This window comes from Streptomyces sp. NPDC003027 (assembly GCF_053591435.1).
The window spans coordinates 117,655-137,553 of sequence record NZ_JBSFTU010000010.1 but is presented as its reverse complement, the minus strand read 5'-3'; the positions used below and the strand labels follow the sequence as shown (position 1 = coordinate 137,553).

Here is a 19,899-nt window from a genome sequence, read left to right as displayed (position 1 = left end):
CCGTTCACCGTACGTCGGAGAGTGAGGCGGCAGGCCATGGAAGCAGCACTCAGTTTCTCCGCCGCGGACCTGGCGCAGACCCGGTTCGCCGTCTCCCCCATGTGGGAGGTCGTCACCGGATTCCGGCTGCTCCGCGACGACGCCGACCCGCCGCTGCACCGGCGCTGGGCCGAGCAGGTACGGCCCCGGTTCGCGCAGGCCGGGCTCGACCGCGGGTGGCTGGCCGAGCTGATCCCCGCCCACGGCTATCTCGCCGACTTCCTCAACCCCACCCCCACCAGCCCCTTTCCCACCCTGGCCGGCGAACTGGACGCGATCCGCCGCACCCCGCCCGCCCAGGTCCGCGACGAGATCGACAAGCTGGCCGCCGAGCGACCCGCCGGCCACGGGCCCTCCGCCCGGCACGCCCTGTTCCGCGAAGCCCCCGAGGCGGCCCTGGAGAAGGTCGCCGCCGAGATCGAGACCTTCTGGGAACTCGCCCTCGCCCCCTACTGGTCCCGCATCCGCCAGCTCCTCGAAGCCGATGTCTTCCACCGCGCCCGGCAGGTCGCCGAGCACGGCTCGGCGCGCGTCCTGAGCGAGCTCCACGAGACCGTACGGTGGGACGACGGCACCCTGCGCCTGGTCCGACGCCACTGCGCGCTGACCCGCGACGAGGCCGGCTCGGGGCTGCTGCTCATCCCCTCCGTGTTCGCCTGGCCGCGCGTCATGACCCGTACGGTCTCCCCCGAGCCGCCCCAACTCGCCTATCCGGCACGCGGCGTCGGCAATCTGTGGGAGCCGCGCCCCGCCGCCGCCACCGACGCGGTCGCCGCCGTCATCGGCCGCTCGCGCACGCTGCTCCTCACCGAGCTCGACACACCGGCCTCGACCACTCAACTCGCCGCGTTCTCCGGCCTTTCGGCCGCGGGGGTCTCCCAGCACCTGACCGCCCTGCGCAACGCCGGGCTCGTCACCGCCCACCGCAACGGCCGTTCCGTTCTCTACGCCCGTACGGCCGTGGCGGACGCGCTGCTCGCGCCCGCCGGGGATGCCGCCTGACCGCGTCCCTCACTGTCAGACCCGTGCCTCATGCTTGCGGCATGGGGTTCACCGAGAAGGGCACGCGCCGGATCGAGGCGGACGAGCGCAGGGCACGCCTGGGGGTACGGCACCGGCTGGCAGGGGCGGCACGGGCCGGGACCGTCGAGGAGGTGGCCGGGTCCCTGGTGGCCCTGCACGCCACGGACCCGGCGAGTGTCTTCCTGGCGGTGGGCGCCCGGCTGAAGGGTGGCACGGAGGACGGGGGCAGCGAGGGGTCGGTCGCCGAAGGGCCCGTCGCGGGGCTGGAACGGGCGCTGTACGAGGACCGGTCACTGACCCGGATGCACGGCATGCGGCACACGATCTTCGTCTTCCCCACCGCCCTCGTTCCGGCCGTGCACACCTCCACCACGCGCGATGTCGCCATCCGCGAACGCTCCTCGCTGCGAAAGGACCTGGCCGCGGGCAGCGCGTACGACGCGGACTGGCTCGCCGAGACCGAGCGTCTGCTGCTCGCCGAACTGGCGGCCCGGGGCGAAGCCACGGGCGCCGACCTCGGCAGCGCCGTCCCGCGGTTGCGGGTGCGGTACACCTACGGCGTCGGTACCCGGCAGGAGGGCCCGCAGCCCCTCTCCAGCCGTCTGCTGCGCGTGCTCGGCATGGAGGGAAGGATCGCCCGCGGCCGCCCGCAGGGCGCGTGGAACTCCAGCCGCTTCCGCTGGGCCCTCGCCCCCGACCTGCCCGATCCCACGGACGCGGACGCCCACGCCGAACTCGTACGGGTGTGGCTCGCGGCGTCCGGTCCGGCGACCGAGGCGGATCTGAAGTGGTGGACCGGCTGGAGGGTCACCGATGTCCGCAAGGCCCTCGCGGCGATCGGCGCGCGGCCCGTTGAGCTGGCGGAGGGCACCGGCTACGTCCTGCCGGACGACCTCGATCCCGTACCGGCGCCGGAGCCCTGGGCGGCCCTGCTTCCCGCGCTCGATCCGACGGCGATGGGGTGGCAGTCCCGCGACTGGTACCTGGACCCGGCGCACCGGCCGGCCCTGTACGACCGCAGTGGGAACGTCGGCCCGACGGTCTGGTGGAACGGCCGCGTCGTCGGCGGCTGGGCCCAGCGCCCGGACGGCGAGATCGTCTGGCGCCTGCTCGACGACACGGCGGGTACGGGGGGCACCGGAGAGACCGGGGGCGTGGGCGAGGAGGCGCGGGCCGCGATCGCGGCGGAGGCGGCACGGCTGGCGGCCTGGGTCGGCGACGTCCGGATCACGCCCCGCTTCCGTACACCGCTGGAGAGGGAGTTGGCGGCGGGAACCATGGTTCCCACGGGTGGTCTCCCCGGAAAATAGGGGTGGCCTCCGCGCGGTGTCGAGAATCGGTGCCCGGCTCCGACGTCCCCTGTGAAGGGAACGACCACCTAAGGAGCACGTCATGAAGTACCTCGTCATGGTGCAGGGCGCCCAGGCCGACTACGAGGCCATGAAGGGCAAGAGCTCCGAGCACAGCCGTGCCTGGAGCAAGCAGGATCTACAGGCCATGTTCGCGTACATGAACGCGATCAACGACGACCTGGCCGAGTCCGGAGAGATGGTCGACGGGCAGGGCCTCGTCGAACCGGCGAAGACGCGCCACGTGAGCGCCGACAAGGACGGCCGGCCCGTGATCACGGACGGCCCGTACGGCGAGACGAAGGAGGTGCTCGCCGGGTACTGGGTGCTCGACTGCGAGAGCCTGGAGAGGGTCACCGAGATCGCGGTGCGCGTGGCGAAGTGCCCGGTGCCGGCCGGGTCGAAGGACTATCCGGTGGTGATCCGGCAGATCGACGAGAGCGGCGGAAGCGATCTCTGAGAGCTCTGAGAGGAACGTGATCGGTCGATGAACCAGGTCGGTCGTGATCGGGATGGGTCGTGAGCGAGATCCGTCGTGAGCGAGGTCGGTCGATGACCGACGAGCACACCGTCGAGGACCTGCTGCGCCGTCACGCGCCACAGGTCCTCGGCGCCCTCGTCCGCCGGTACGGCCACTTCGACGCCGCCGAGGACGCCGTACAGGAGTCGCTGCTGGCCGCCGCCCGGCAGTGGCCGGAGACCGGGGTGCCCGCCAACCCGCGCGGGTGGCTGATCCGGGTGGCCTCGCGGCGGCTGACCGACCAGCTGCGGGCGGACGAGGCGCGGGCGCGGCGGGAGGAGACGGCGGTACGGCTGGAGCCCCGGGAGGTCCGGGCGGCGCCGTCCGATGACGACACCCTGACGCTGCTGTTCCTCTGCTGCGACCCGGTGCTGGCACCGGCGTCCCGGATCGCGCTGACGCTGCGCGCGGTCGGCGGCCTCACCACGGCCGAGATCGCCCGGGCCCATCTCGTACCGGAGGCGACCATCGCCCAGCGGATCAGCCGGGCGAAGAAGCGGCTCAAGGACCACCCGTTCCGTCCGCCGGGGCCCGGCGACCGGGACGCGCGGCTCGCCGCCGTGCTCCAGGTTCTGTACCTGATCTTCAACGAGGGGTACACCGCCACCTCGGGCCCCGCGCTCCACCGTGCCGACCTGGCACGCGAGGCGATTCGGCTGACCCGGGCGGTGCGCCGGCTGCTGCCCCGGGAGGGGGCGGTGACCGGTCTGCTGGCGCTGATGGTGCTGACGGAGGCACGGAGTGCGGCCCGTACGGGACCGCACGGCGAGCTGGTCCCCCTCGACGAGCAGGACCGCACCCGCTGGGACGCGGCGGCGATCGCCGAGGGCACCGCCCTGGTCGAGGAGGCCCTGACCGAGGGCCCGCCCGGGCCCTACCAGCTCCAGGCGGCCATCGCGGCCCTCCACGACGAGGCCGGGCGCCCCGAGGACACGGACTGGCCGCAGATCCTTGCCCTCTACGACCTCCTCGTGACCGGCTCGGCGGACACGGCCGACTCCGCCGACCCCATGGCGGAACTCGGCCGCGCGGTCGCCGTCGCCATGGTCCACGGCCCCCAGGCCGGCCTCGACGAACTCACCCGCCTGGAGGGCCGCCTGGGGGGTCATCACCGCCTTGAGGCGGTCCGCGCCCACCTGCTGGAACGCACCGGCGCCACCGAAGCCGCCCGCGCCGCCTACCGGTCGGCGGCCGACCACACCCTCAGCCTCCCGGAACGCCACTACCTGCGCACGAAGGCCGAACGCCTGGGCCGGTGAGCGTCCTCGTCCCGCCTGCGGCTGACTACGCGCTGCTGATCTTCCCTCGGGTGGTCTTCAGGCAGTACGGCACGGAGCTGAGCGAGGACCTGACCGGCCGCGCGCGCCGGGGGGCGGCTCAGGAGGAAGTCTCGCGCAGGCGTGCGAGGGTCGTGTCCATATCGGACCCTTCGGCGTTCGCGCGGTTGTACGGGAGTTTGCCGAGGGCCACCGCCATGCCGCAGGTGTTCGTGAGCGCCGAGAAGACGAGGCCGGCCGCGATGCCCGCCGACAGCAGCTGGAACGCCGGGTGCACCCACAGGCCGAGGGCCAGGCCGGTCAGGACGAGGAACCCCGCGGCGAACCGGACCTGGCGTTCCATGGCCCACACCGCGCGCGCCGGCGCGCCGCCCTCGGGGCGGGCCAGCTCGTGGCCGCGCGCGACCCAGGCGTCCGTGCCGCCGCTGAGCGTGAGCGCGGGCACGCCGTGCGCGGTCAGCCTGGCGCAGGCGCTGGCGGAGCGGCCGCCCGACTGGCACACCATCAGCAACTCGCCGCGGCCGGCAGCCTCCTGGAGCGCCGGAACGGCGCGGCCGAGCTGGTCGAGGGGGATGTTGAGCGCGCCGGGCAGATGGCCGGAGGCGTACTCACCGGGCGTACGGACGTCGACGACGGTCAGTTCGCGCAACCGGCCGCGGGCCTGGTCGGCGTCGAGTGACGGGGGAGTCTTCATGGCAGGCGGCATCCTCGCGCTTCGTGGGCGGCCTCGGCCGCCGGTTCGGAAACCCCCGTCGGAAGCAAAGTACCTCCGGAGGCGCCGCCCAGAGGTATGCGACGGGTGCCGGGAAGCGTCGCCGTCAGTCCGCGCCCACACCAGTAAGCGGATATGTATCCGGTTCCGCAGCCGGGGACGAGGAGAACCGGATAGCGCTCCGTTATGCTCGAATCAGGGACCGGACCGAGGGGGGCGAGGGGCGAAGGGCAGGCGGACGACGATGAGCGCGAAGACACCAGAGGAGCGGCGGCAGGAGCCGGCGCGGGAGACCCCGCCCACGCCGCCCGGCACCGAGAACGCGACACCCGCCCCGGAGAACCCGACGCCCGGCACGGGAAACCCGACCCCCGCCACAAGAAGCCGGACGCCCCGCGCCGAAGGCCTCACGCCCGGTGGTCCGCCGCTCGGTCTCCTCCCCACCGCCGATCGATCCACCCCCGAGCGCGCCGACGCGGCCCGCAATCGGCGCAAGATCCTCGACGCGGCCGCCCGCATGGTCGCCGAGGTCGGTCCCGAGGCCGTCACCATGAACCAGGTCGCGCACGCCAGCGGGATCGGTGTCGGCACCGTCTACCGCCGCTTCGGCGACGTCGCCCAGCTGCTCTGGGCCCTCCTCGACGACCGGGAACGCCAGTTCCAGGAGGCGTACATGGGCGGGCCGCCTCCGCTCGGCCCCGGCGCCCCCGCCGCCGAGCGGCTGGCCGCGTTCTTCGACGCGCTCATCGACCGCGTCATCGAGCAGCGCGAACTCCTCCTCGCCGCCCAGGCCGCCGCACCCAGCGCCCGCTACACCAGCGGCGCGTACCTGGCGATGCACACCCACGTGGCCCTGCTGGTCACCCAGCTCCGACCGGAGGCGAACGGCGCGCTCCTCGCCCACCTGCTCCTCGCGCCGTTCTCGCCGAGCCTGATGCACCACCTCACGGTGGAGCGGAACCTCTCCGCCGAGGAACTCAAGGCCGGAGTCGCCGACCTGCTCACCCTGACCGGCCCGACCTCACCCTGACCGGCCCGCCTCACCCTGACCAGCCCGCCTCACCCTGACCAGCCCGACCTCACCTGACCGGCCCGACCTCACCCTGACCGGCCTCCCTGGCTCCGTTCCGCTCAACCAGCGATCGGCCCGCCCCCCATCACTCCGACGGAATCAGCGCCGCCGAGTCGTCTTCTGCTCGTCCTTCGTCATCCCCCGGGCCCGAGCGGCGGCCGGCTCGCAGGTCCGGTGGGCCCGGCGGGGCGGGACACCCCGCCACCACACCGCGCGACGCCGTGGACACGCAGAGGTGATCCCGACTCGCCCGGAAGGCAGAGCCCGCACGCGCGCGCACGGCCGTCGCGCGGGATCATCGGATCATGAACACCGAGATCCATCTCGCCCAGCAGCCGGAGGCCGACGAGCTCCTCGGCCGCAGCCCGCTCGCCGCGCTCGTCGGCATGCTGCTCGACCAGCAGGTCCCCATGGAGTGGGCGTTCTCCGGGCCGTACACCATCGCCCAGCGGCTCGGCGGGGACGATCTCGACGCGCACGAGATCGCCGCCTACGACCCCGACGCCTTCGCCGCGCTCCTCTCCGCCAAACCGGCCGTACACCGCTACCCCGGGTCCATGGCCAAGCGGATCCAGCAGCTGTGCCAGTTCCTCGTCGACGAGTACGGCGGTGAGGCCGAGGCCGTGTGGAGGGATGCCGGGACCGGCGCGGAGCTGCTCGGCCGGCTTGTGGACCTGCCCGGGTTCGGCAAGCAGAAGGCGCAGATCTTCCTGGCCCTGCTGGGGAAGCGGTACGGCGTACGGCCCGAGGGCTGGCGTGAGGCGGCCGGGGCCTACGGCGAGGAGGGTTCGTACCGTTCGGCGGCCGACATCACCGGACCGGAGTCCCTGGCGAAGGTGCGCGCCTTCAAGCAGCAGGCGAAGGCGGCCGCGAAAGCGGCCAAAGCTACGGGTAATTGATGATTTCGGATGGCAATCATGCTCAATGTGACAGGAATTGCGGCCGATCTGTTCCCAGAAAGCACCAGAGATCGCTAACTTCCCCTCAACCCTCGTTCGCACCGGGAAGGACCTCTGTGAACGCATCCCATCGCAGAGCCGCGGCCACCCTGGCCGCAGCCGCACTCGCCACCCCGCTCCTGCTGGCAGCCGCTTCCCCCACCACCGCCGCTCCTGACCCCGGTGCCGCACCGGCCAGGGACGCCGCGAAGCTGGCCAAGAAGCTCGTCCGCGAGACCTCCGCCGACGGCGCCTACAAGCACCTGGAGATGTTCCAGGCCATAGCGGACTCGGCCGGCGGCCACCGCGCGGCCGGCTCGCTCGGGCACGACGCCTCCGCCGCGTACGTGTACCAGCAGCTCAAGAAGGCCGGCTACAACGTCTCGTACCAGAAGTTCGAATTCGACTACACCGAGACGCTGGCCGAGAAGCTCTCCGTCCTCGCGCCCACCCCGCGCGAGGTCGAGATCAAGGCCATGACCTACACCAAGTCGACGCCCGTCGGCGGCATCAAGGCCGATCTGGCCGCCGTCCCGGTCGACGCCGACGGCACCTCCGGCTGCGAGCCCGCCGACTTCGCCGCGGGCACCTTCACCGGCAAGGTGGCGCTGATCAAGCGCGGCGGCTGCGCGTTCGCCGTCAAGCAGCAGAACGCCGCCGCGGCGGGCGCGGCGGGCGCCATCGTCTACAACAACACCGAGGGCGTCCTCTCCGGCACCCTCGGCGACCCGGCGGCCGGCAAGATCCCGACCGGCGGCATCACCCAGGCGGAGGGCGAGAAGCTCGCGGCCGACCTCGCCAAGGGGCCGGTCAGCCTCTCCTTCGAGATCCGCCAGCTCCAGGAGAAGCGCACCACCAACAACGTCATCGCGGAGACGAAGGGCGGCAACGCCGCCAACACCGTGATGCTCGGCGCGCACCTCGACTCCGTCACCGCCGGCCCCGGCATCAACGACAACGGCTCGGGCTCCGCCGGTCTGCTCCAGGCCGCCCTGGAGCTCGCCGAGTCCAAGGCGAAGGTCCGCAACAAGGTCCGCTTCGCCTGGTGGTCGGCCGAGGAGAACGGTCTGCTCGGCTCCGAGCACTACGTCTCGAAGATGAGCGAGCTGGACAAGAAGGAGGTCAAGCTCTACCTCAACTTCGACATGATCGCCTCGCCGAACTACGGCCTGTTCGTGTACGACGGCGACAACTCCGACGGCGTCGGCGCCGGCCCGGGCCCTGCTGGCTCGGCCCAGCTGGAGCGGGACATCAACGCGTTCCTGGACAAGCAGGGCACGCCGCACGAGGGCACCGACTTCACGGGCCGCTCGGACTACGGCCCGTTCATCGAGATCGGCATCCCGTCCGGCGGCACGTTCACGGGTGCCGAGGGCATCAAGACGGCGACGCAGGCGGCGAAGTTCGGTGGGACGGCGGGTGTCGCGTACGACGTGAACTACCACGCGGCCGGCGACACCATCGAGAACATCAACATGACGGCCTTCGACGTCAACATCGACATCATCGCCAACGCCGTGGGCACGTACGCCCACGACATCAGCTCCCTGAAGAAGCCGGTCGTCTCCGTCCCGACGGACGGCGACGCGGGCAGCGGCGGCGGTCTCCACGACGGTCACGACCACGAGGTCACGGAGTAACCGACCAGCGGTGGAGTAACCAACCAGCGGTGGAGTGTCGACCAGCGCTGGAGCAACCCGCCAGCGGTTCCACGGAAGGCCCGGCCCACCAGCGGCCGGGCCTTTCCTCGCACTCCTCGGCCAGGGGCTCGGTCGGTACGGCAGGACAGGCGCTACCGCCTCCGCCGTGCCGTACCGAAGACCGACCGGCTGATCTCCCGCCCCAGCTGCGTCCCGATCGACCGGGCCAGGGACGTGAAGATCCCACTGCCCACGACCTGCTCGGCGAGCGACTCCTCCCGCCGAGGCGGCGACGCCTCTCTCCCCGCGCCCTCCTTCTTCTCCGCGGCTTCCGCCGCGGCCTCTTCCGCCGCCTTCAGCGCCGCCGCCTCCGCCGCCCGCTGCTCGGCCGTCAGCCTCTCGTACGCCGACTCCCGGTCCACCGCCTCCGCGTACCGCCCGTACAGCGGCGAATTCCTCACCGCCGCCTCCAGCGCGCTCGCCTCGACCGGCCCCATACGGGACTGCGGCGCCCGCAGCCGGGTCACCGCCACCGGCGTCGGCGCGCCCGTCTCGCTCAGGACGGTGATCACCGCCTCGCCCGTGCCCAGTCCGGTCAGCACCTCCTCCAGGTCGTACGCCGAGTTCGGGAAGGTCCGCACCGTCGCCTTCAGCGCCTTGGCGTCGTCCGGCGTGAACGCCCGCAGCGCGTGCTGCACCCGGTTGCCCAGCTGCGCCAGCACATCCCCCGGTACGTCCTTCGGCGTCTGGGTCACGAAGAAGACGCCGACCCCCTTCGAGCGGATCAGCCGCACGGTCTGCGTGATCGACTCCAGGAACGCCTTCGACGCCCCGTCGAAGAGCAGATGCGCCTCGTCGAAGAAGAAGACGAGCTTGGGCTTCTCCAGGTCACCGACCTCCGGCAGATCGTGGAAGAGGTCCGCCAGCAGCCACATCAGGAACGTCGAGAACAGCTGCGGCTTGTCCCGGACGGCCGGCAGCTCCAGGACGGACACCAGCCCGCGCCCGTCCGGCGCCGTCCGCAGGAACTCGCTCGTGTCGAACTCCGGCTCCCCGAAGAAGCCGCCCGCCCCCGCCTGCTCGAAGGCCGTGATCGCCCGCAGGATCACCCCGGCCGTCGCCGTCGACAGGCCGCCGATGCTTTTCAGCTCCGCCTTCCCGGTGTCCGACACCAGGAACGCCACCACCGCCCGCAGGTCCTTCAGATCGACGAGCTCCAGACCCTTCTGATCCGCGTAGTGGAAGATCAGGGCCAGCGACTGCTCCTGCGTCCGGTTCAGCTGGAGCACCTTCGACAGCAGCACCGGCCCGAAGCTGGTCACCGTGGCCCGGACCGGGATGCCGGGGCCGGTCCCGCCGAGCCCGTAGAACTCGCAGGGGAAGCCTCTGGCCTGCCACTCCTGCCCCACCTGCTCCGCCCGCTGCCGGATGCGCTCGCTGTCCTCCCCCGGCGCCGAGACGCCGGAGACGTCGCCCTTGATGTCGGCGAGGAAGACCGGTACGCCGTTGGCCGACAGCTGCTCGGCGATGAGCTGGAGCGTCTTCGTCTTGCCGGTGCCGGTGGCACCGGCGACCAGGCCGTGGCGGTTGAGCATGGCCAGCGGAATGCGGATCGGCGCGTCCGGGTGGCAGACACCGCCCCAGAGCAGCGCGCCGAGTTCGAGCGCGGCGCCGGTGAACCCGTATCCCGCCGCGATATCGGCGGCCGGAGACTCTTCGCTCACGCCCATGAGAGGACCCCAATTTCCGGATTACCACGGTATGCGACGGTTTGCCCCAGCATCCCACCGGGTCCGCGTGGCTGCGCCGGGAGCCGCTCGCCCGGTAGGCTTTCCGTGTGATCTTCAAGCGCATCGGTAACGGGCGGCCGTATCCCGACCACGGCCGGGAAAGCACCCGCCAGTGGGCGGACGTGGCGCCGCGCCCGGTCCGCCTCGATCAGCTGGTGACCACCAAGGGCCAGCTGGACCTGGAGACGCTGCTCGCCGAGGACTCCACCTTCTACGGCGACCTCTTCGCGCATGTCGTGAAGTGGCGCGGCGATCTCTATCTGGAGGACGGGCTGCACCGCGCGGTCCGCGCGGCCCTCCAGCAGCGGCAGGTGCTGCACGCGCGCGTCCTGGAAATGGACTGACCGGAGCAACGCCCACGCCGTCACTGACCCTTTCGGGGCCACTTCCCGCCCATCCGGACGCGATCACATGATCATCCAGTAGGCATCGTCGGCGGGCGGCATTACGCTGCGCTCATGAGCATGCTCACTCCCCCCGGTATGGGCGGAAAGTACCGCATCACGGGGGACGCGTACCCCCGCATGCGCCGCCCTCGCCGCCGGCGCAGGATCGTCCTCGCGGCCGGCGCCGCCGTGATCGTGCTCGGCGCGGCCGGCTGGGGCACGCTGCAGCTCGTCGAGGTCTTCTCGGGTGGCGGCGGCACGAGGACGACGGCCGCGCGCGGGAACGACTGCAAGCCCGCCCCCAAGCCCACGGCCGCGTCGGCCGGTACCCTCCCCAAACCCGCGCAGATCACCGTCAACGTCTACAACGCGACCCCGCGCAGCGGCCTCGCCAAGGCGACGGCCGACGAGCTGAAGAAGCGGGGCTTCCGGATCGGCAAGGTCGGCAACGCGCCCGCCGCGTACGACAAGAAGGTCCCGGGTACGGGAATCCTCCTGGGCGCCGCCGGAGCCGCCAAGGGCGCCTTCCCCGTCCTGGGCACCCAGCTGAAGGGCGCCACGTCCAAGACGGACACGCGCGCGACGGCGGACGTGGACCTCATCCTGGGCACGGCCTTCAAGAACCTGGACCCGAAGGCGACGGCGGACGCGGCCCTGGTCGCTCTGAACAAGCCCAAGGCCGCGCCCGCCGGTAAGTGCTGAAACGGCCGAACAGCTGAACGACTGAACGACTGAACGGCCGAACACCTTCCGCGCCGAACACCTTCGCCGGAGACCGTCCGGCCGGGACCGTCCGGCGCCGGATCCGCTAGTCGGCGGTGCCGTACATGCGGTCGCCCGCGTCACCCAGGCCCGGGACGATGTAGCCGCTCTCGTTGAGACGCTCGTCCACCGACGCGGTCACCACGGTCACCGGCGTGCCCGCCAGCTCGCGCTCCATGATCTCCACGCCCTCGGGGGCGGCGAGCAGCACCACGGCGGTCACATCGTCCGCGCCGCGCTTGATCAGCTCCTGGATCGCCGCGACGAGCGTGCCGCCGGTCGCCAGCATCGGGTCGAGGACGTACACCTGGCGGCCCGAGAGGTCCTCCGGCATCCGCGTCGCGTAGGTCGACGCCTCCAGCGTCTCCTCGTTGCGGATCATGCCCAGGAAGCCCACCTCGGCGGTCGGCAGCAGGCGCACCATGCCGTCCAGCATGCCGAGACCGGCGCGCAGGATCGGGACCACCAGCGGACGCGGGTACGACAGCTTCACACCGGTCGTCGGCGTGACGGGGGTCTCGATGTCGACCTGCTCCGTGCGCACGTCCCGCGTGGCCTCGTAGGCGAGCAGGGTGACCAGCTCGTCCGCCAGCCGGCGGAAGGTCGGGGAGTCCGTGCGCTTGTCGCGCAGAGTGGTGAGCTTGTGGGCGACCAGCGGGTGATCGACGACGTGGAGACGCATGACCCAACAGTAGCCCGCACTGGCATCAACCCACGCCGTGGAGGGAAGGTGGGGGTGCACAGGAACCCAGTCGTGGGGTGGTGCGTGGCCCATGCCGAAGCGGAAAGACCCGGACAACGCCGGCGCCCCGGGCGGTGCCGCGGCCGCGTCCGGCGGGCAGCCGCCCGAGACCGACGCCGAGCGCCGTCGGCGCCGCGCCCAGTTCCTGCGCGAGCTGCACGAGGCGAAGGCGCTGCGCGACCGTGTGCAGCCGCGGCGCGCCCGCGCGGCCAGGATGCGGCAGGCCATGCGTATGCGGACCTTCCGCTGGTGAGGCCGTGGGACGGGGGAGGCCGTGAAACCGCGAAGCCATGAGACCGCGAAGCCGTGAGACCGGGAAGCCGTGAGACCGGGAAGCCGTGAGACCGGGAAGCCGTGAGACCCCGGCCCGAGAGGACCGGGGCCTCACGGCCGACCGTACGGCGGGTAGGTGCCGATGCGGCGGGTACGGCTACAGCCCGCCCGTGTAGAGCAGCTTGTTGGGGCTGGACGGGGTGACGTTCCGCAGGACGTCCTTGGTGGACGTCTCGTCGAGCCAGAGCGTGACGCCCGCGACCGTCGCCTCCGGGTGCGCCTGCTGGTAGAGGGCGGCGGCTCCGGCCACGTGCGGGGCGGCCATCGAGGTGCCGTTCAGGGCCACGCTGCCGCCGCCGAGCTTCGCCGAGACGATCGCCTGGCCGGGAGCGTAGAGGGTGAGGCACTCGCCCCAGTTGGAGAAGCTCGTCTCCGTGTCGGTCCGGTCGCTCGCGCCGACCGTCACCACGCCGTCCGCGCCGGCCGGGGAGACGTCGCAGGCGTCGGCCGCGGAGTTGCCCGCGGCCACCACCGGCAGCACCCCCGCCTTGGACAGGGCCTCGATGGCGCTGTCGACGGCGTCCGACTCGGGTCCGCCGAGGGAGGCGTTCAGGACGGCCGGCTGCTTGGCGTTCTTGGCCACCCAGTCCATGCCGGCCAGGATCCCCGACCACTGGCCCTGTCCGTCGCAGCCGAGCACCCGCACGCTGACGAGATTGACGTTGCGCGCCACCCCGTACGTCTTGCCGCCGACCGTGCCCGCGACATGGGTGCCGTGCCCCTGGCAGTCCGCTCCCGCCCGACCGTCGCCCATGGCGTCGAAGCCGAAGGCGGCGCGGCCGCCGAACTCGTCGTGTCCGTACTCGATGCCGGTGTCGAGGATGTACGCGGTGACCCCCGTGCCGTCGCCGGCCGTGGTGAAGGTGTCGTCGAGGGGGAGCGTCCGCTGGTCGATCCGGTCCAGACCCCAGGTCGAGGCCGGGGCCCGGCCCGCCCCGGAGGGCCGCGCGGGCGTGACCGCCGACACGGCGGCGTCCTCCTCCACCGTCTTGACGCCGAGGGTGCTGCGGACGGTCTTCACCTGGAGCGGGTCCATGGTCACCGCGAACCCGTTCAGCACCTCGCTGTACACGAACGACGGCTTCACGTTCATCTTCCCCGCGAGCGCCCCCGCGTCCGTCCCCTCCTCCACGGTGACGATGTACTGCCCGGGGACGGCGCGGGGAGAGGTGTGCAGCGGGGCGGGCTTCGGCGCGGCGGGCGCGGACGGCCCGGCCGGGTCGGCGGCGGCCGGCGGTCCGGCCAGGGCGAGCACGGCGGTGACGACGGTCGCCAGGGCGAAACCCGTACGAGTGCCGATCCGAGCGCGAGTGCGAGTACGAATGGTCATGCCGCGCACACCATCATGCAGAAACGATCAGCCTCTACGACATCACCAGGCGGTTCACCCGTCGGCGGAAGCACAATGGACGTACGGCGGAACGCGCTCCTCCGAAGAGGTGGATCTCCGCCCCTCCGACGCCCCCCTCCGACGCCCCGGATGCGGTCCGTCCGACTCCCCGGACACGGTCCGCCGGGGAAGGCGACCGGGTCGCGGATCAGACTGATGCACGACGCAAGAGCCGAAGACCTCTCCTGAGGCCGCCGTTTCTGCCACGATGCCGATTGGGCGGGGCACCAGGAGCGCACCGCCGGATCGTCACACCTCTGATCAGTGGGAGAGTCACGGTGTACTTCGCCGCACTGCTCGCGCGCACCGAAGACGGGTGGGAAGCGAGCGACACAGAGCTCGACGATGTGGAGACCCTGTCGGATCTGACCGAACTCGCCCGCGAGGCCTCGGTCGACGACGACACGGTCATCGTCTTCATCGAACAGGAGGACGCCTGGTTCGGCCTCCTCCGGATCGAGGGCGAGGACGACCCTCGCATCTACGTGTCGGACGGGGCGGCCGCCCGCCGCTCCTCGTACGGGGAGATCCTCCTCAAGGAACTGCTCGGCGACGACCTGGACGGGGACGCCCCCGACCTGGACGCGCTGGACCTCGACGGCACGGAGGACGGAGAACCTCTGGACCAGGAGGAGGACGACGAGGAGGCGCCGGACCTGGCCGCCGACGCCGTACCGGCCGCCCCGATCGGCGACCGGCTGGTCCTGGCGGACCTCGGTCTTCCGGAGAAGGAGCTGCTGGCGCTGGAGAGCGACGCGCTGGCCGAGATCGCGGACGCGCTGGGCGCCGCGGAGGTGCTGGAGACCGTTCGCTAGTGACCCACGCAGGACCCGGGCACAGCCCTGAGCACGACACCGAGCACGACCCCTGCCCCGACCCCGGCACCGGTTCTGGCCTCGGCCCCGGCCACGATCCCGTACGGCACTCGGCTCCCGATCCCGTACGGGATCCCTGGCGGGAGGCCATGCGGCTGGCGCTCGCGGAAGCCGACCGGGCCGCGTCGGCCGGTGACGTACCGGTCGGCGCGGTCGTGCTGTCCCCCGACGGCTCGCTCCTCGCCACCGGGCACAACGAACGGGAGGCGACCGGCGACCCGACCGCCCACGCCGAGGTCCTGGCCCTGCGCCGGGCCGCGGCGAGAACCGGTGAGTGGCGGCTGACCGGCTGCACCCTCGTCGTGACCCTGGAGCCCTGCGTGATGTGCGCGGGCGCGCTCGTCCAGTCCCGCGTCGAGCGGGTGGTGTTCGGCGCCTTCGACGAGAAGGCGGGCGCGGCCGGTTCGCTCTGGGACCTCGTACGGGACCGCCGGCTGAACCACCGCCCCGAGGTGATCCCCGGCGTGCTCGGCGAGGAGTGCGCGCGGCAGCTCACGGCCTTCTTCCGTACCCGCTGAACCCCCCTCCCACCTGCGCGGGTATACGGATTTCATCGCAGGGGCACCTTTGGGCTAAGCTCTCTCTCGGTAGCGTGTCCGAGCGGCCGAAGGAGCTCGCCTCGAAAGCGAGTGTGGCGCAAGTCACCGAGGGTTCAAATCCCTCCGCTACCGCTTCGATCGAAGGGTCCGGTGCATCGCACCGGGCCCTTCGGCGTGTTGGGCGCGGGAACGCCGATGCCCCGGGCGCGTAGGTCACGCGGCCGGGGCATCGGCGTCCGTCGGACGGGGGGAGCGGCACGGGGGGACAAGCCGCTCCCCCCGATGAGAACCGGTCCCGCAGGTCCTGCGCCGCGGTCGGGGGGAAGCCCGCGGCGCGGACCCCGCAGTGGGGGCCGGCTCCTCGCCCCGCGGACACCTGCCGGGATCCGCCGGGCTCGACCTCCATACTGCCGCGCCGTCACCCTTCCGGGGACCGGCAAAGGGCCTCGGTCACCGGGTCCTTGGTCCATAAGGACGGGGTGAAGGGGCTCGGTTAGACTCACGCGACTCCGCACGGCGCGGGCAGAGCGCGGGTGGGGCGGACAGGCGGCAGGCGGACCGGGGAGGGCGCGGCAGATGGCGCAAGCGAAGAAGATCGCGCTGTACGCGGTCGTGGTCTTCGTGCTGTACACGATCATCAATTCCCCGGCCAGGGCGGCCGATCTCGTGCAGGTAGGGTTCGAGGGCATATCGTCCGCCGCACAGGGCGTCGGCGAGTTCATGACCGAGCTCGTCAACTAGATCATCGACGAGGAGTCCCGCTGTGATCCGCCATCTGGTCCTGTTCAAGCTCAACGACGGCATCGCGAAGGACGACCCCCGCGCGGTCGCCGCGGCGGACGCCCTGCGGCCACTGGGCGGGATCATCCCCGAGCTGACGTTCTGGGAGTGCGCCTGGAACATCACCGACCGGCCGATCGCGTACGACTTCGCCATCAACTCGGCGGTCGAGGACACCGGCGCGCTCCAGCGCTACCTGGACCACCCGGCCCACCAGGCGGGTGTGGCGCTGTGGCGCGAGATCGCCACGTGGGTGATCGCGGACTACGAGTTTTAACACGTTCGAGCCTCGGCTTCCGGGCCCCCCGCCGTACTGGCGGGGGGCCTTCCGGCTTCTTTACGTACGCATTCATCCCAACTTGCCGTCAACACGTGGTTATACGGTGCTTGCACACAGTGGACATGTCTTGTGATGCTATGACCGCTTTTGACGGATGAGTTGACCGTAGTTGACCAGCAGGACCAGCCAGAGGGGTGGCGTGCACGTGCCGGCCAGTACAGCGCCTCAAGTCCCGCCCCAGAACGAGGCGGGCGGCTCGGACACCCCGCGCCCCCGGCCACAGAGCACCCGCGGCGCCGACACCCGCGCGCTCACCCAGGTGCTCTTCGGGCAGCTCAAGAACCTGGAACCCGGCACACCGGAGCACCACCGGGTGCGCGGGGCGCTGATCGAGGCCAATCTGCCGCTCGTGCGGTACGCGGCCGCCCGCTTCCGCTCCCGCAACGAACCGATGGAGGACGTCGTCCAGGTCGGCACCATCGGCCTGATCAACGCCATCGACCGCTTCGACCCCGACCGCGGCGTCCAGTTCCCCACCTTCGCGATGCCCACCGTCGTCGGCGAGATCAAGCGCTACTTCCGCGACAACGTACGGACCGTCCACGTACCGCGCCGGCTCCATGAGCTCTGGGTGCAGGTCAACGGCGCCACCGAGGATCTGACGACCGCCCACGGCCGCTCACCCACCACCGCCGAGATCGCCGAACGGCTGAAGATCGGCGAGGACGAGGTCCTCGCCTGCATCGAGGCGGGGCGCTCCTACCACGCCACCTCCCTGGAGGCGGCCCAGGAGGGCGATGGGCTGCCCGGGCTGCTCGACCGGCTCGGCTACGAGGACCCGGCGCTCGCCGGGGTCGAGCACCGGGATCTCGTACGGCATCTGCTCGTACAGCTGCCCGAACGCGAGCAGCGGATCCTGATGCTCCGCTACTACAGCAATCTGACGCAGTCTCAGATCAGCCAGGAGCTCGGGGTCTCGCAGATGCATGTGTCAAGGCTCCTCGCCCGGAGCTTCGCCCGACTGAGGTCCGCAAACAGGATCGAGGCGTAACCGAAACGGGTAGACCGGTTCGGAGTGGTTCTGTGCGGACTTTCAGCGCCCCAAATGCCGTACACCCCTTGTTTCCTGCGGAAATCCACCTTCTCCTTGTCGACAAGTCACTACAGCGTGTTGCCGACATGTGACATTCTGCTGGAACCGCGTTTGCCGCAGCCCCTCTTCCGGTATTCAGGTGGAGGCTGCGTTCCTCCGATGGTCGTGGCCGCCGCGACCGTCCGCGACCTCAAGGGGGTGGCATGTCCGCAGAACAGGGCAGCTCGAAGGTGCTCACGCTCACGCCCGCGCAGACGCCGGTACAGGTGCAGATGCCGGAGCAGATGCCCGCGCCGAGCCAGGAAACCGCCCCGCCGCTTGTCGTCTCGCCGGAAGCCATCGACACCCGTACGCTCTCCCGCTCGCTGTTCCTGCGGCTGCGCGCCCTGGACACCGAGGGCGCCGCCGCCGACAGCCCCGAGCGCACCTACGTCCGCGACACCCTCATCGAGCTCAACCTGCCGCTCGTGCGGTACGCCGCGGCCCGCTTCCGCTCCCGCAACGAACCGATGGAGGACATCGTCCAGGTCGGCACCATCGGCCTGATCAAGGCGATCGACCGGTTCGACTGCGAACGGGGCGTCGAGTTCCCGACCTTCGCCATGCCGACGGTCGTCGGCGAGATCAAGCGCTTCTTCCGCGACACCTCGTGGTCGGTGCGCGTCCCGCGCCGGCTGCAGGAGCTGCGGCTCGCGCTGACCAAGGCGAGCGACGAGCTCGCGCAGAAGCTGGACCGCTCGCCGACCGTTCCCGAACTCGCCGCCGTACTGGGCGTGTCCGAGGAGGATGTCGTCGACGGGCTCGCCGTCGGCAACGCCTACACCGCCTCCTCGCTCGACTCCCCCTCCCCGGAGGACGAGGGCGGCGAGGGCTCCCTCGCCGACCGCCTCGGATACGAGGACACGGCCCTGGAGGGCGTCGAGTACCGCGAGTCGCTCAAGCCGCTGCTCGCCAAACTGCCGCCCAGAGAACGGCAGATCATCATGCTCCGGTTCTTCGCCAACATGACGCAGTCGCAGATCGGCGAGGAGGTCGGCATCTCGCAGATGCACGTCTCGCGGCTTCTCACGAGGACGCTGGCGCAGCTGCGCCAGGGCCTGATCGACGACTGACGTCAGCAGAACGCTTCCTTGCTGACGGTGCGCCAGACGCACTGGGCGCCATGCGGCGACAGAGGTCGCTTCTGACGGTGGTCGCGCTCTGCCTCGGCGGAGCGCTGACCGCGCCGGCCTCGCCCAGCCGCTCGGCGTCGACCGGGCCACGATCGAATCGGCCCGGCCACTGCCGGCCCCGATCGCCCCCGGAACGGCCAGGACGCGGACGTACACCGCCTGCGTGGACAGCCGGCGCGTACCGCTCGGCACGCACGTCGACACCCGGAAGGTCACGGCCGCCCGGAAGTGAGCGGGCGGCCGGAAGGGAGCGGGCGGCCGGGCTCTGGACATCCGGGAAAGGGCGCCCGGCGGGCGCCCCTTCCCGCCCGTGCGTCAGCTCAGCGCCAGCCAGGCCACCCCTGCCAGGACCGCGAGGACCACGACCACGCCAACGATCAGGCCGACGCGCGGGCCGGACGACTGAGGGGCGGCCTGCGGACGGCCCTGCGGAGCGCCCTCGTCGACGAAGGCGCGGAACATCTGCGTGCTGCCGGAGGGGTCGTAGTTGCCCTCGGGACCGGGGCCCTGACCGTGCGGTGCATGGGGGTTGTGTGCCATGGGTGAGGACCCTAGCGAACCGGGGGTTCCGGCCCCAACCTCCGGCCCCCGGCCCGCGCGTTCCGGGCACGGATCCCCCGCACCGCTCCCACCTTTGCCGATTCTTTAGCGCCGTTTGACCGATTTAGTTTGCCTGGAGCAACCATCCATCTCTATGGTTGCCCTAAGCAACAAGATGTGCGGGGTGCCCATGGAGACGCGACAGGACACGCGGAACCGCTACGAGAACCTGGCCCGCCAGGTCGGCGCCATCGGCGCCGTGAAGCGCGGACTCTCGCGGGCCCTGCCCGCCGAGTGCCCGAGCGGTTCGGCGATCGTGCTCGCCCTCCTCCACCACCACGGCGACATGCGGATCGGCCGCGTCTCGGAGCTGATGGCCGTCGACATGTCGGTGAGCAGCCGCCATGTGGCGCACACCGTGGACCGCGGCTGGGTCGAGCGGCTGCCCGACCCCGCCGACAAGCGCTCCCGCATCCTGCACCTCACCACCGCGGGCGAGGACACGCTCGCCGATCTCGACCGGCGGGTGACCGACATGCTCGCCCGCAACCTCGCGGAGTGGTCCGACACCGACGTCGAACTGCTCACCACGCTGCTCGCCCGCCTCCGCGACTCCTTCGGGGACTGCCGGGCCCACCACGCTTGAG

The 19,899-nt window shown here is 71.5% G+C and carries 22 protein-coding genes and 1 tRNA gene; 18 read left to right on the top strand and 5 right to left on the bottom strand.

What is annotated here, in order from left to right; genetic code table 11:
• Window positions 1–36: 36 nt before the first annotated feature.
• The 4 genes from ACWDX6_RS10770 to ACWDX6_RS10755 all read left to right on the top strand — a co-directional run bounded on the left by ACWDX6_RS10770 (window position 37) and on the right by ACWDX6_RS10755 (window position 4,190).
• Window positions 37–1,041 (top strand): DUF5937 family protein, encoded by a 1,005-nt coding sequence (locus ACWDX6_RS10770; RefSeq protein WP_451484584.1) that lies wholly within the window; start codon window positions 37–39, stop codon window positions 1,039–1,041.
• Between the two features lie 41 nt (window positions 1,042–1,082).
• Window positions 1,083–2,372: a winged helix DNA-binding domain-containing protein gene (locus ACWDX6_RS10765; protein ID WP_451484583.1), complete on the top strand. Its 1,290-nt coding sequence runs from the start codon at window positions 1,083–1,085 to the stop codon at window positions 2,370–2,372.
• A gap of 82 nt (window positions 2,373–2,454) precedes the next feature.
• Entirely contained in the window at window positions 2,455–2,871 is a 417-nt protein-coding gene (locus ACWDX6_RS10760) for a YciI family protein (protein WP_451484582.1), read from the top strand.
• Between the two features lie 92 nt (window positions 2,872–2,963).
• Entirely contained in the window at window positions 2,964–4,190 is a 1,227-nt protein-coding gene (locus ACWDX6_RS10755; RefSeq protein ID WP_451484581.1) for an RNA polymerase sigma factor, read from the top strand.
• Window positions 4,191–4,308: 118 nt separating this feature from the next.
• On the opposite strand, the gene ACWDX6_RS10750 is transcribed toward ACWDX6_RS10755, so the two are convergent.
• Window positions 4,309–4,902: a rhodanese-like domain-containing protein gene (locus tag ACWDX6_RS10750; RefSeq protein ID WP_451484580.1), complete on the bottom strand. Its 594-nt coding sequence runs from the start codon at window positions 4,900–4,902 to the stop codon at window positions 4,309–4,311.
• Window positions 4,903–5,164: 262 nt separating this feature from the next.
• On the opposite strand from ACWDX6_RS10750, the gene ACWDX6_RS10745 reads away from it, so the two are divergent.
• From ACWDX6_RS10745 to ACWDX6_RS10735, 3 genes are all read left to right on the top strand, one after another.
• Window positions 5,165–5,950 carry a TetR/AcrR family transcriptional regulator gene (locus ACWDX6_RS10745; protein WP_451484579.1) on the top strand — a complete coding sequence of 262 codons (786 nt, stop codon included), beginning with the start codon at window positions 5,165–5,167 and terminating at the stop codon, window positions 5,948–5,950.
• Between the two features lie 347 nt (window positions 5,951–6,297).
• Window positions 6,298–6,891, top strand: a complete 594-nt coding sequence (locus tag ACWDX6_RS10740) for an HhH-GPD-type base excision DNA repair protein (RefSeq protein WP_403292552.1) — start codon at window positions 6,298–6,300, stop codon at window positions 6,889–6,891.
• A gap of 116 nt (window positions 6,892–7,007) precedes the next feature.
• Window positions 7,008–8,570, top strand: coding sequence for a M28 family metallopeptidase (locus ACWDX6_RS10735; protein WP_451484578.1), 1,563 nt, complete (start codon window positions 7,008–7,010; stop codon window positions 8,568–8,570).
• Between the two features lie 152 nt (window positions 8,571–8,722).
• On the opposite strand, the gene ACWDX6_RS10730 is transcribed toward ACWDX6_RS10735, so the two are convergent.
• Window positions 8,723–10,300, bottom strand: coding sequence for a helicase HerA-like domain-containing protein (locus ACWDX6_RS10730; RefSeq protein WP_451484577.1), 1,578 nt, complete (start codon window positions 10,298–10,300; stop codon window positions 8,723–8,725).
• Between the two features lie 107 nt (window positions 10,301–10,407).
• Here ACWDX6_RS10730 and ACWDX6_RS10725 point away from each other — a divergent pair, with 107 nt between their 5' ends.
• Together ACWDX6_RS10725 and ACWDX6_RS10720 are read left to right on the top strand one after the other, a co-directional pair.
• On the top strand, window positions 10,408–10,704 hold the full coding sequence (locus tag ACWDX6_RS10725) for a type II toxin-antitoxin system VapB family antitoxin (RefSeq protein ID WP_009067182.1): 297 nt from the start codon (window positions 10,408–10,410) through the stop codon (window positions 10,702–10,704).
• A gap of 114 nt (window positions 10,705–10,818) precedes the next feature.
• Complete coding sequence (locus ACWDX6_RS10720; RefSeq protein ID WP_451484576.1) at window positions 10,819–11,448, top strand: LytR C-terminal domain-containing protein; 630 nt, start codon at window positions 10,819–10,821, stop codon at window positions 11,446–11,448.
• A gap of 106 nt (window positions 11,449–11,554) precedes the next feature.
• Here the strand turns inward: ACWDX6_RS10720 and upp are convergent, their stop codons facing one another.
• Window positions 11,555–12,190 (bottom strand): uracil phosphoribosyltransferase, encoded by a 636-nt coding sequence (upp, locus tag ACWDX6_RS10715; RefSeq protein ID WP_355110873.1) that lies wholly within the window; start codon window positions 12,188–12,190, stop codon window positions 11,555–11,557.
• A gap of 91 nt (window positions 12,191–12,281) precedes the next feature.
• On the opposite strand from upp, the gene ACWDX6_RS10710 reads away from it, so the two are divergent.
• Window positions 12,282–12,503: a hypothetical protein gene (locus ACWDX6_RS10710; protein WP_451484575.1), complete on the top strand. Its 222-nt coding sequence runs from the start codon at window positions 12,282–12,284 to the stop codon at window positions 12,501–12,503.
• Between the two features lie 177 nt (window positions 12,504–12,680).
• On the opposite strand, the gene ACWDX6_RS10705 is transcribed toward ACWDX6_RS10710, so the two are convergent.
• Window positions 12,681–13,913, bottom strand: coding sequence for a S8 family serine peptidase (locus tag ACWDX6_RS10705; protein WP_451484574.1), 1,233 nt, complete (start codon window positions 13,911–13,913; stop codon window positions 12,681–12,683).
• A 338-nt stretch (window positions 13,914–14,251) separates the two neighbouring features.
• Between ACWDX6_RS10705 and ACWDX6_RS10700 the strand changes: the two genes are divergently transcribed.
• The 7 genes from ACWDX6_RS10700 (at window position 14,252) to ACWDX6_RS10670 (ending at window position 18,652) form a co-directional block, all read left to right on the top strand.
• Complete coding sequence (locus ACWDX6_RS10700) at window positions 14,252–14,788, top strand: tRNA adenosine deaminase-associated protein (protein WP_451484573.1); 537 nt, start codon at window positions 14,252–14,254, stop codon at window positions 14,786–14,788.
• A gap of 149 nt (window positions 14,789–14,937) precedes the next feature.
• Window positions 14,938–15,366 carry a tRNA adenosine(34) deaminase TadA gene (tadA, locus tag ACWDX6_RS10695; protein WP_451484607.1) on the top strand — a complete coding sequence of 143 codons (429 nt, stop codon included), beginning with the start codon at window positions 14,938–14,940 and terminating at the stop codon, window positions 15,364–15,366.
• Between the two features lie 68 nt (window positions 15,367–15,434).
• Window positions 15,435–15,519, top strand: a tRNA-Ser gene (locus ACWDX6_RS10690).
• A 444-nt stretch (window positions 15,520–15,963) separates the two neighbouring features.
• Window positions 15,964–16,128: a hypothetical protein gene (locus ACWDX6_RS10685; protein ID WP_356887494.1), complete on the top strand. Its 165-nt coding sequence runs from the start codon at window positions 15,964–15,966 to the stop codon at window positions 16,126–16,128.
• A gap of 22 nt (window positions 16,129–16,150) precedes the next feature.
• Complete coding sequence (locus tag ACWDX6_RS10680) at window positions 16,151–16,444, top strand: Dabb family protein (RefSeq protein ID WP_451484572.1); 294 nt, start codon at window positions 16,151–16,153, stop codon at window positions 16,442–16,444.
• A gap of 208 nt (window positions 16,445–16,652) precedes the next feature.
• A complete protein-coding gene (locus ACWDX6_RS10675) occupies window positions 16,653–17,498 on the top strand; it encodes an RNA polymerase sigma factor SigF (RefSeq protein ID WP_451484571.1) in 846 nt (281 codons plus the stop codon).
• A gap of 314 nt (window positions 17,499–17,812) precedes the next feature.
• Window positions 17,813–18,652: an RNA polymerase sigma factor SigF gene (locus ACWDX6_RS10670; RefSeq protein WP_451484606.1), complete on the top strand. Its 840-nt coding sequence runs from the start codon at window positions 17,813–17,815 to the stop codon at window positions 18,650–18,652.
• A 375-nt stretch (window positions 18,653–19,027) separates the two neighbouring features.
• Here the strand turns inward: ACWDX6_RS10670 and ACWDX6_RS10665 are convergent, their stop codons facing one another.
• Complete coding sequence (locus tag ACWDX6_RS10665) at window positions 19,028–19,252, bottom strand: hypothetical protein (protein ID WP_451484570.1); 225 nt, start codon at window positions 19,250–19,252, stop codon at window positions 19,028–19,030.
• Window positions 19,253–19,442: 190 nt separating this feature from the next.
• On the opposite strand from ACWDX6_RS10665, the gene ACWDX6_RS10660 reads away from it, so the two are divergent.
• Window positions 19,443–19,898: a MarR family winged helix-turn-helix transcriptional regulator gene (locus tag ACWDX6_RS10660; protein ID WP_451484569.1), complete on the top strand. Its 456-nt coding sequence runs from the start codon at window positions 19,443–19,445 to the stop codon at window positions 19,896–19,898.
• Window position 19,899 lies beyond the last annotated feature (1 nt).

What these genes read in the sequence shown, in the direction of transcription:
- ACWDX6_RS10770 (WP_451484584.1), top strand. Translation starts at nt 37, where the DNA reads ATGGAAGCAGCACTCAGTTTCTCCGCCGCGGACCTGGCGCAGACCCGG.
- ACWDX6_RS10765 (WP_451484583.1), top strand. Translation starts at nt 1,083, where the DNA reads ATGGGGTTCACCGAGAAGGGCACGCGCCGGATCGAGGCGGACGAGCGC.
- ACWDX6_RS10760 (WP_451484582.1), top strand. Translation starts at nt 2,455, where the DNA reads ATGAAGTACCTCGTCATGGTGCAGGGCGCCCAGGCCGACTACGAGGCC.
- ACWDX6_RS10755 (WP_451484581.1), top strand. Translation starts at nt 2,964, where the DNA reads ATGACCGACGAGCACACCGTCGAGGACCTGCTGCGCCGTCACGCGCCA.
- ACWDX6_RS10750 (WP_451484580.1), bottom strand. Translation starts at nt 4,902, where the DNA reads ATGAAGACTCCCCCGTCACTCGACGCCGACCAGGCCCGCGGCCGGTTG.
- ACWDX6_RS10745 (WP_451484579.1), top strand. Translation starts at nt 5,165, where the DNA reads ATGAGCGCGAAGACACCAGAGGAGCGGCGGCAGGAGCCGGCGCGGGAG.
- ACWDX6_RS10740 (WP_403292552.1), top strand. Translation starts at nt 6,298, where the DNA reads ATGAACACCGAGATCCATCTCGCCCAGCAGCCGGAGGCCGACGAGCTC.
- ACWDX6_RS10730 (WP_451484577.1), bottom strand. Translation starts at nt 10,300, where the DNA reads ATGGGCGTGAGCGAAGAGTCTCCGGCCGCCGATATCGCGGCGGGATAC.
- ACWDX6_RS10720 (WP_451484576.1), top strand. Translation starts at nt 10,819, where the DNA reads ATGAGCATGCTCACTCCCCCCGGTATGGGCGGAAAGTACCGCATCACG.
- upp (WP_355110873.1), bottom strand. Translation starts at nt 12,190, where the DNA reads ATGCGTCTCCACGTCGTCGATCACCCGCTGGTCGCCCACAAGCTCACC.
- ACWDX6_RS10710 (WP_451484575.1), top strand. Translation starts at nt 12,282, where the DNA reads ATGCCGAAGCGGAAAGACCCGGACAACGCCGGCGCCCCGGGCGGTGCC.
- ACWDX6_RS10705 (WP_451484574.1), bottom strand. Translation starts at nt 13,913, where the DNA reads ATGACCATTCGTACTCGCACTCGCGCTCGGATCGGCACTCGTACGGGT.
- tadA (WP_451484607.1), top strand. Translation starts at nt 14,938, where the DNA reads ATGCGGCTGGCGCTCGCGGAAGCCGACCGGGCCGCGTCGGCCGGTGAC.
- ACWDX6_RS10685 (WP_356887494.1), top strand. Translation starts at nt 15,964, where the DNA reads ATGGCGCAAGCGAAGAAGATCGCGCTGTACGCGGTCGTGGTCTTCGTG.
- ACWDX6_RS10670 (WP_451484606.1), top strand. Translation starts at nt 17,813, where the DNA reads ATGCCGGAGCAGATGCCCGCGCCGAGCCAGGAAACCGCCCCGCCGCTT.
- ACWDX6_RS10665 (WP_451484570.1), bottom strand. Translation starts at nt 19,252, where the DNA reads ATGGCACACAACCCCCATGCACCGCACGGTCAGGGCCCCGGTCCCGAG.
- ACWDX6_RS10660 (WP_451484569.1), top strand. Translation starts at nt 19,443, where the DNA reads ATGGAGACGCGACAGGACACGCGGAACCGCTACGAGAACCTGGCCCGC.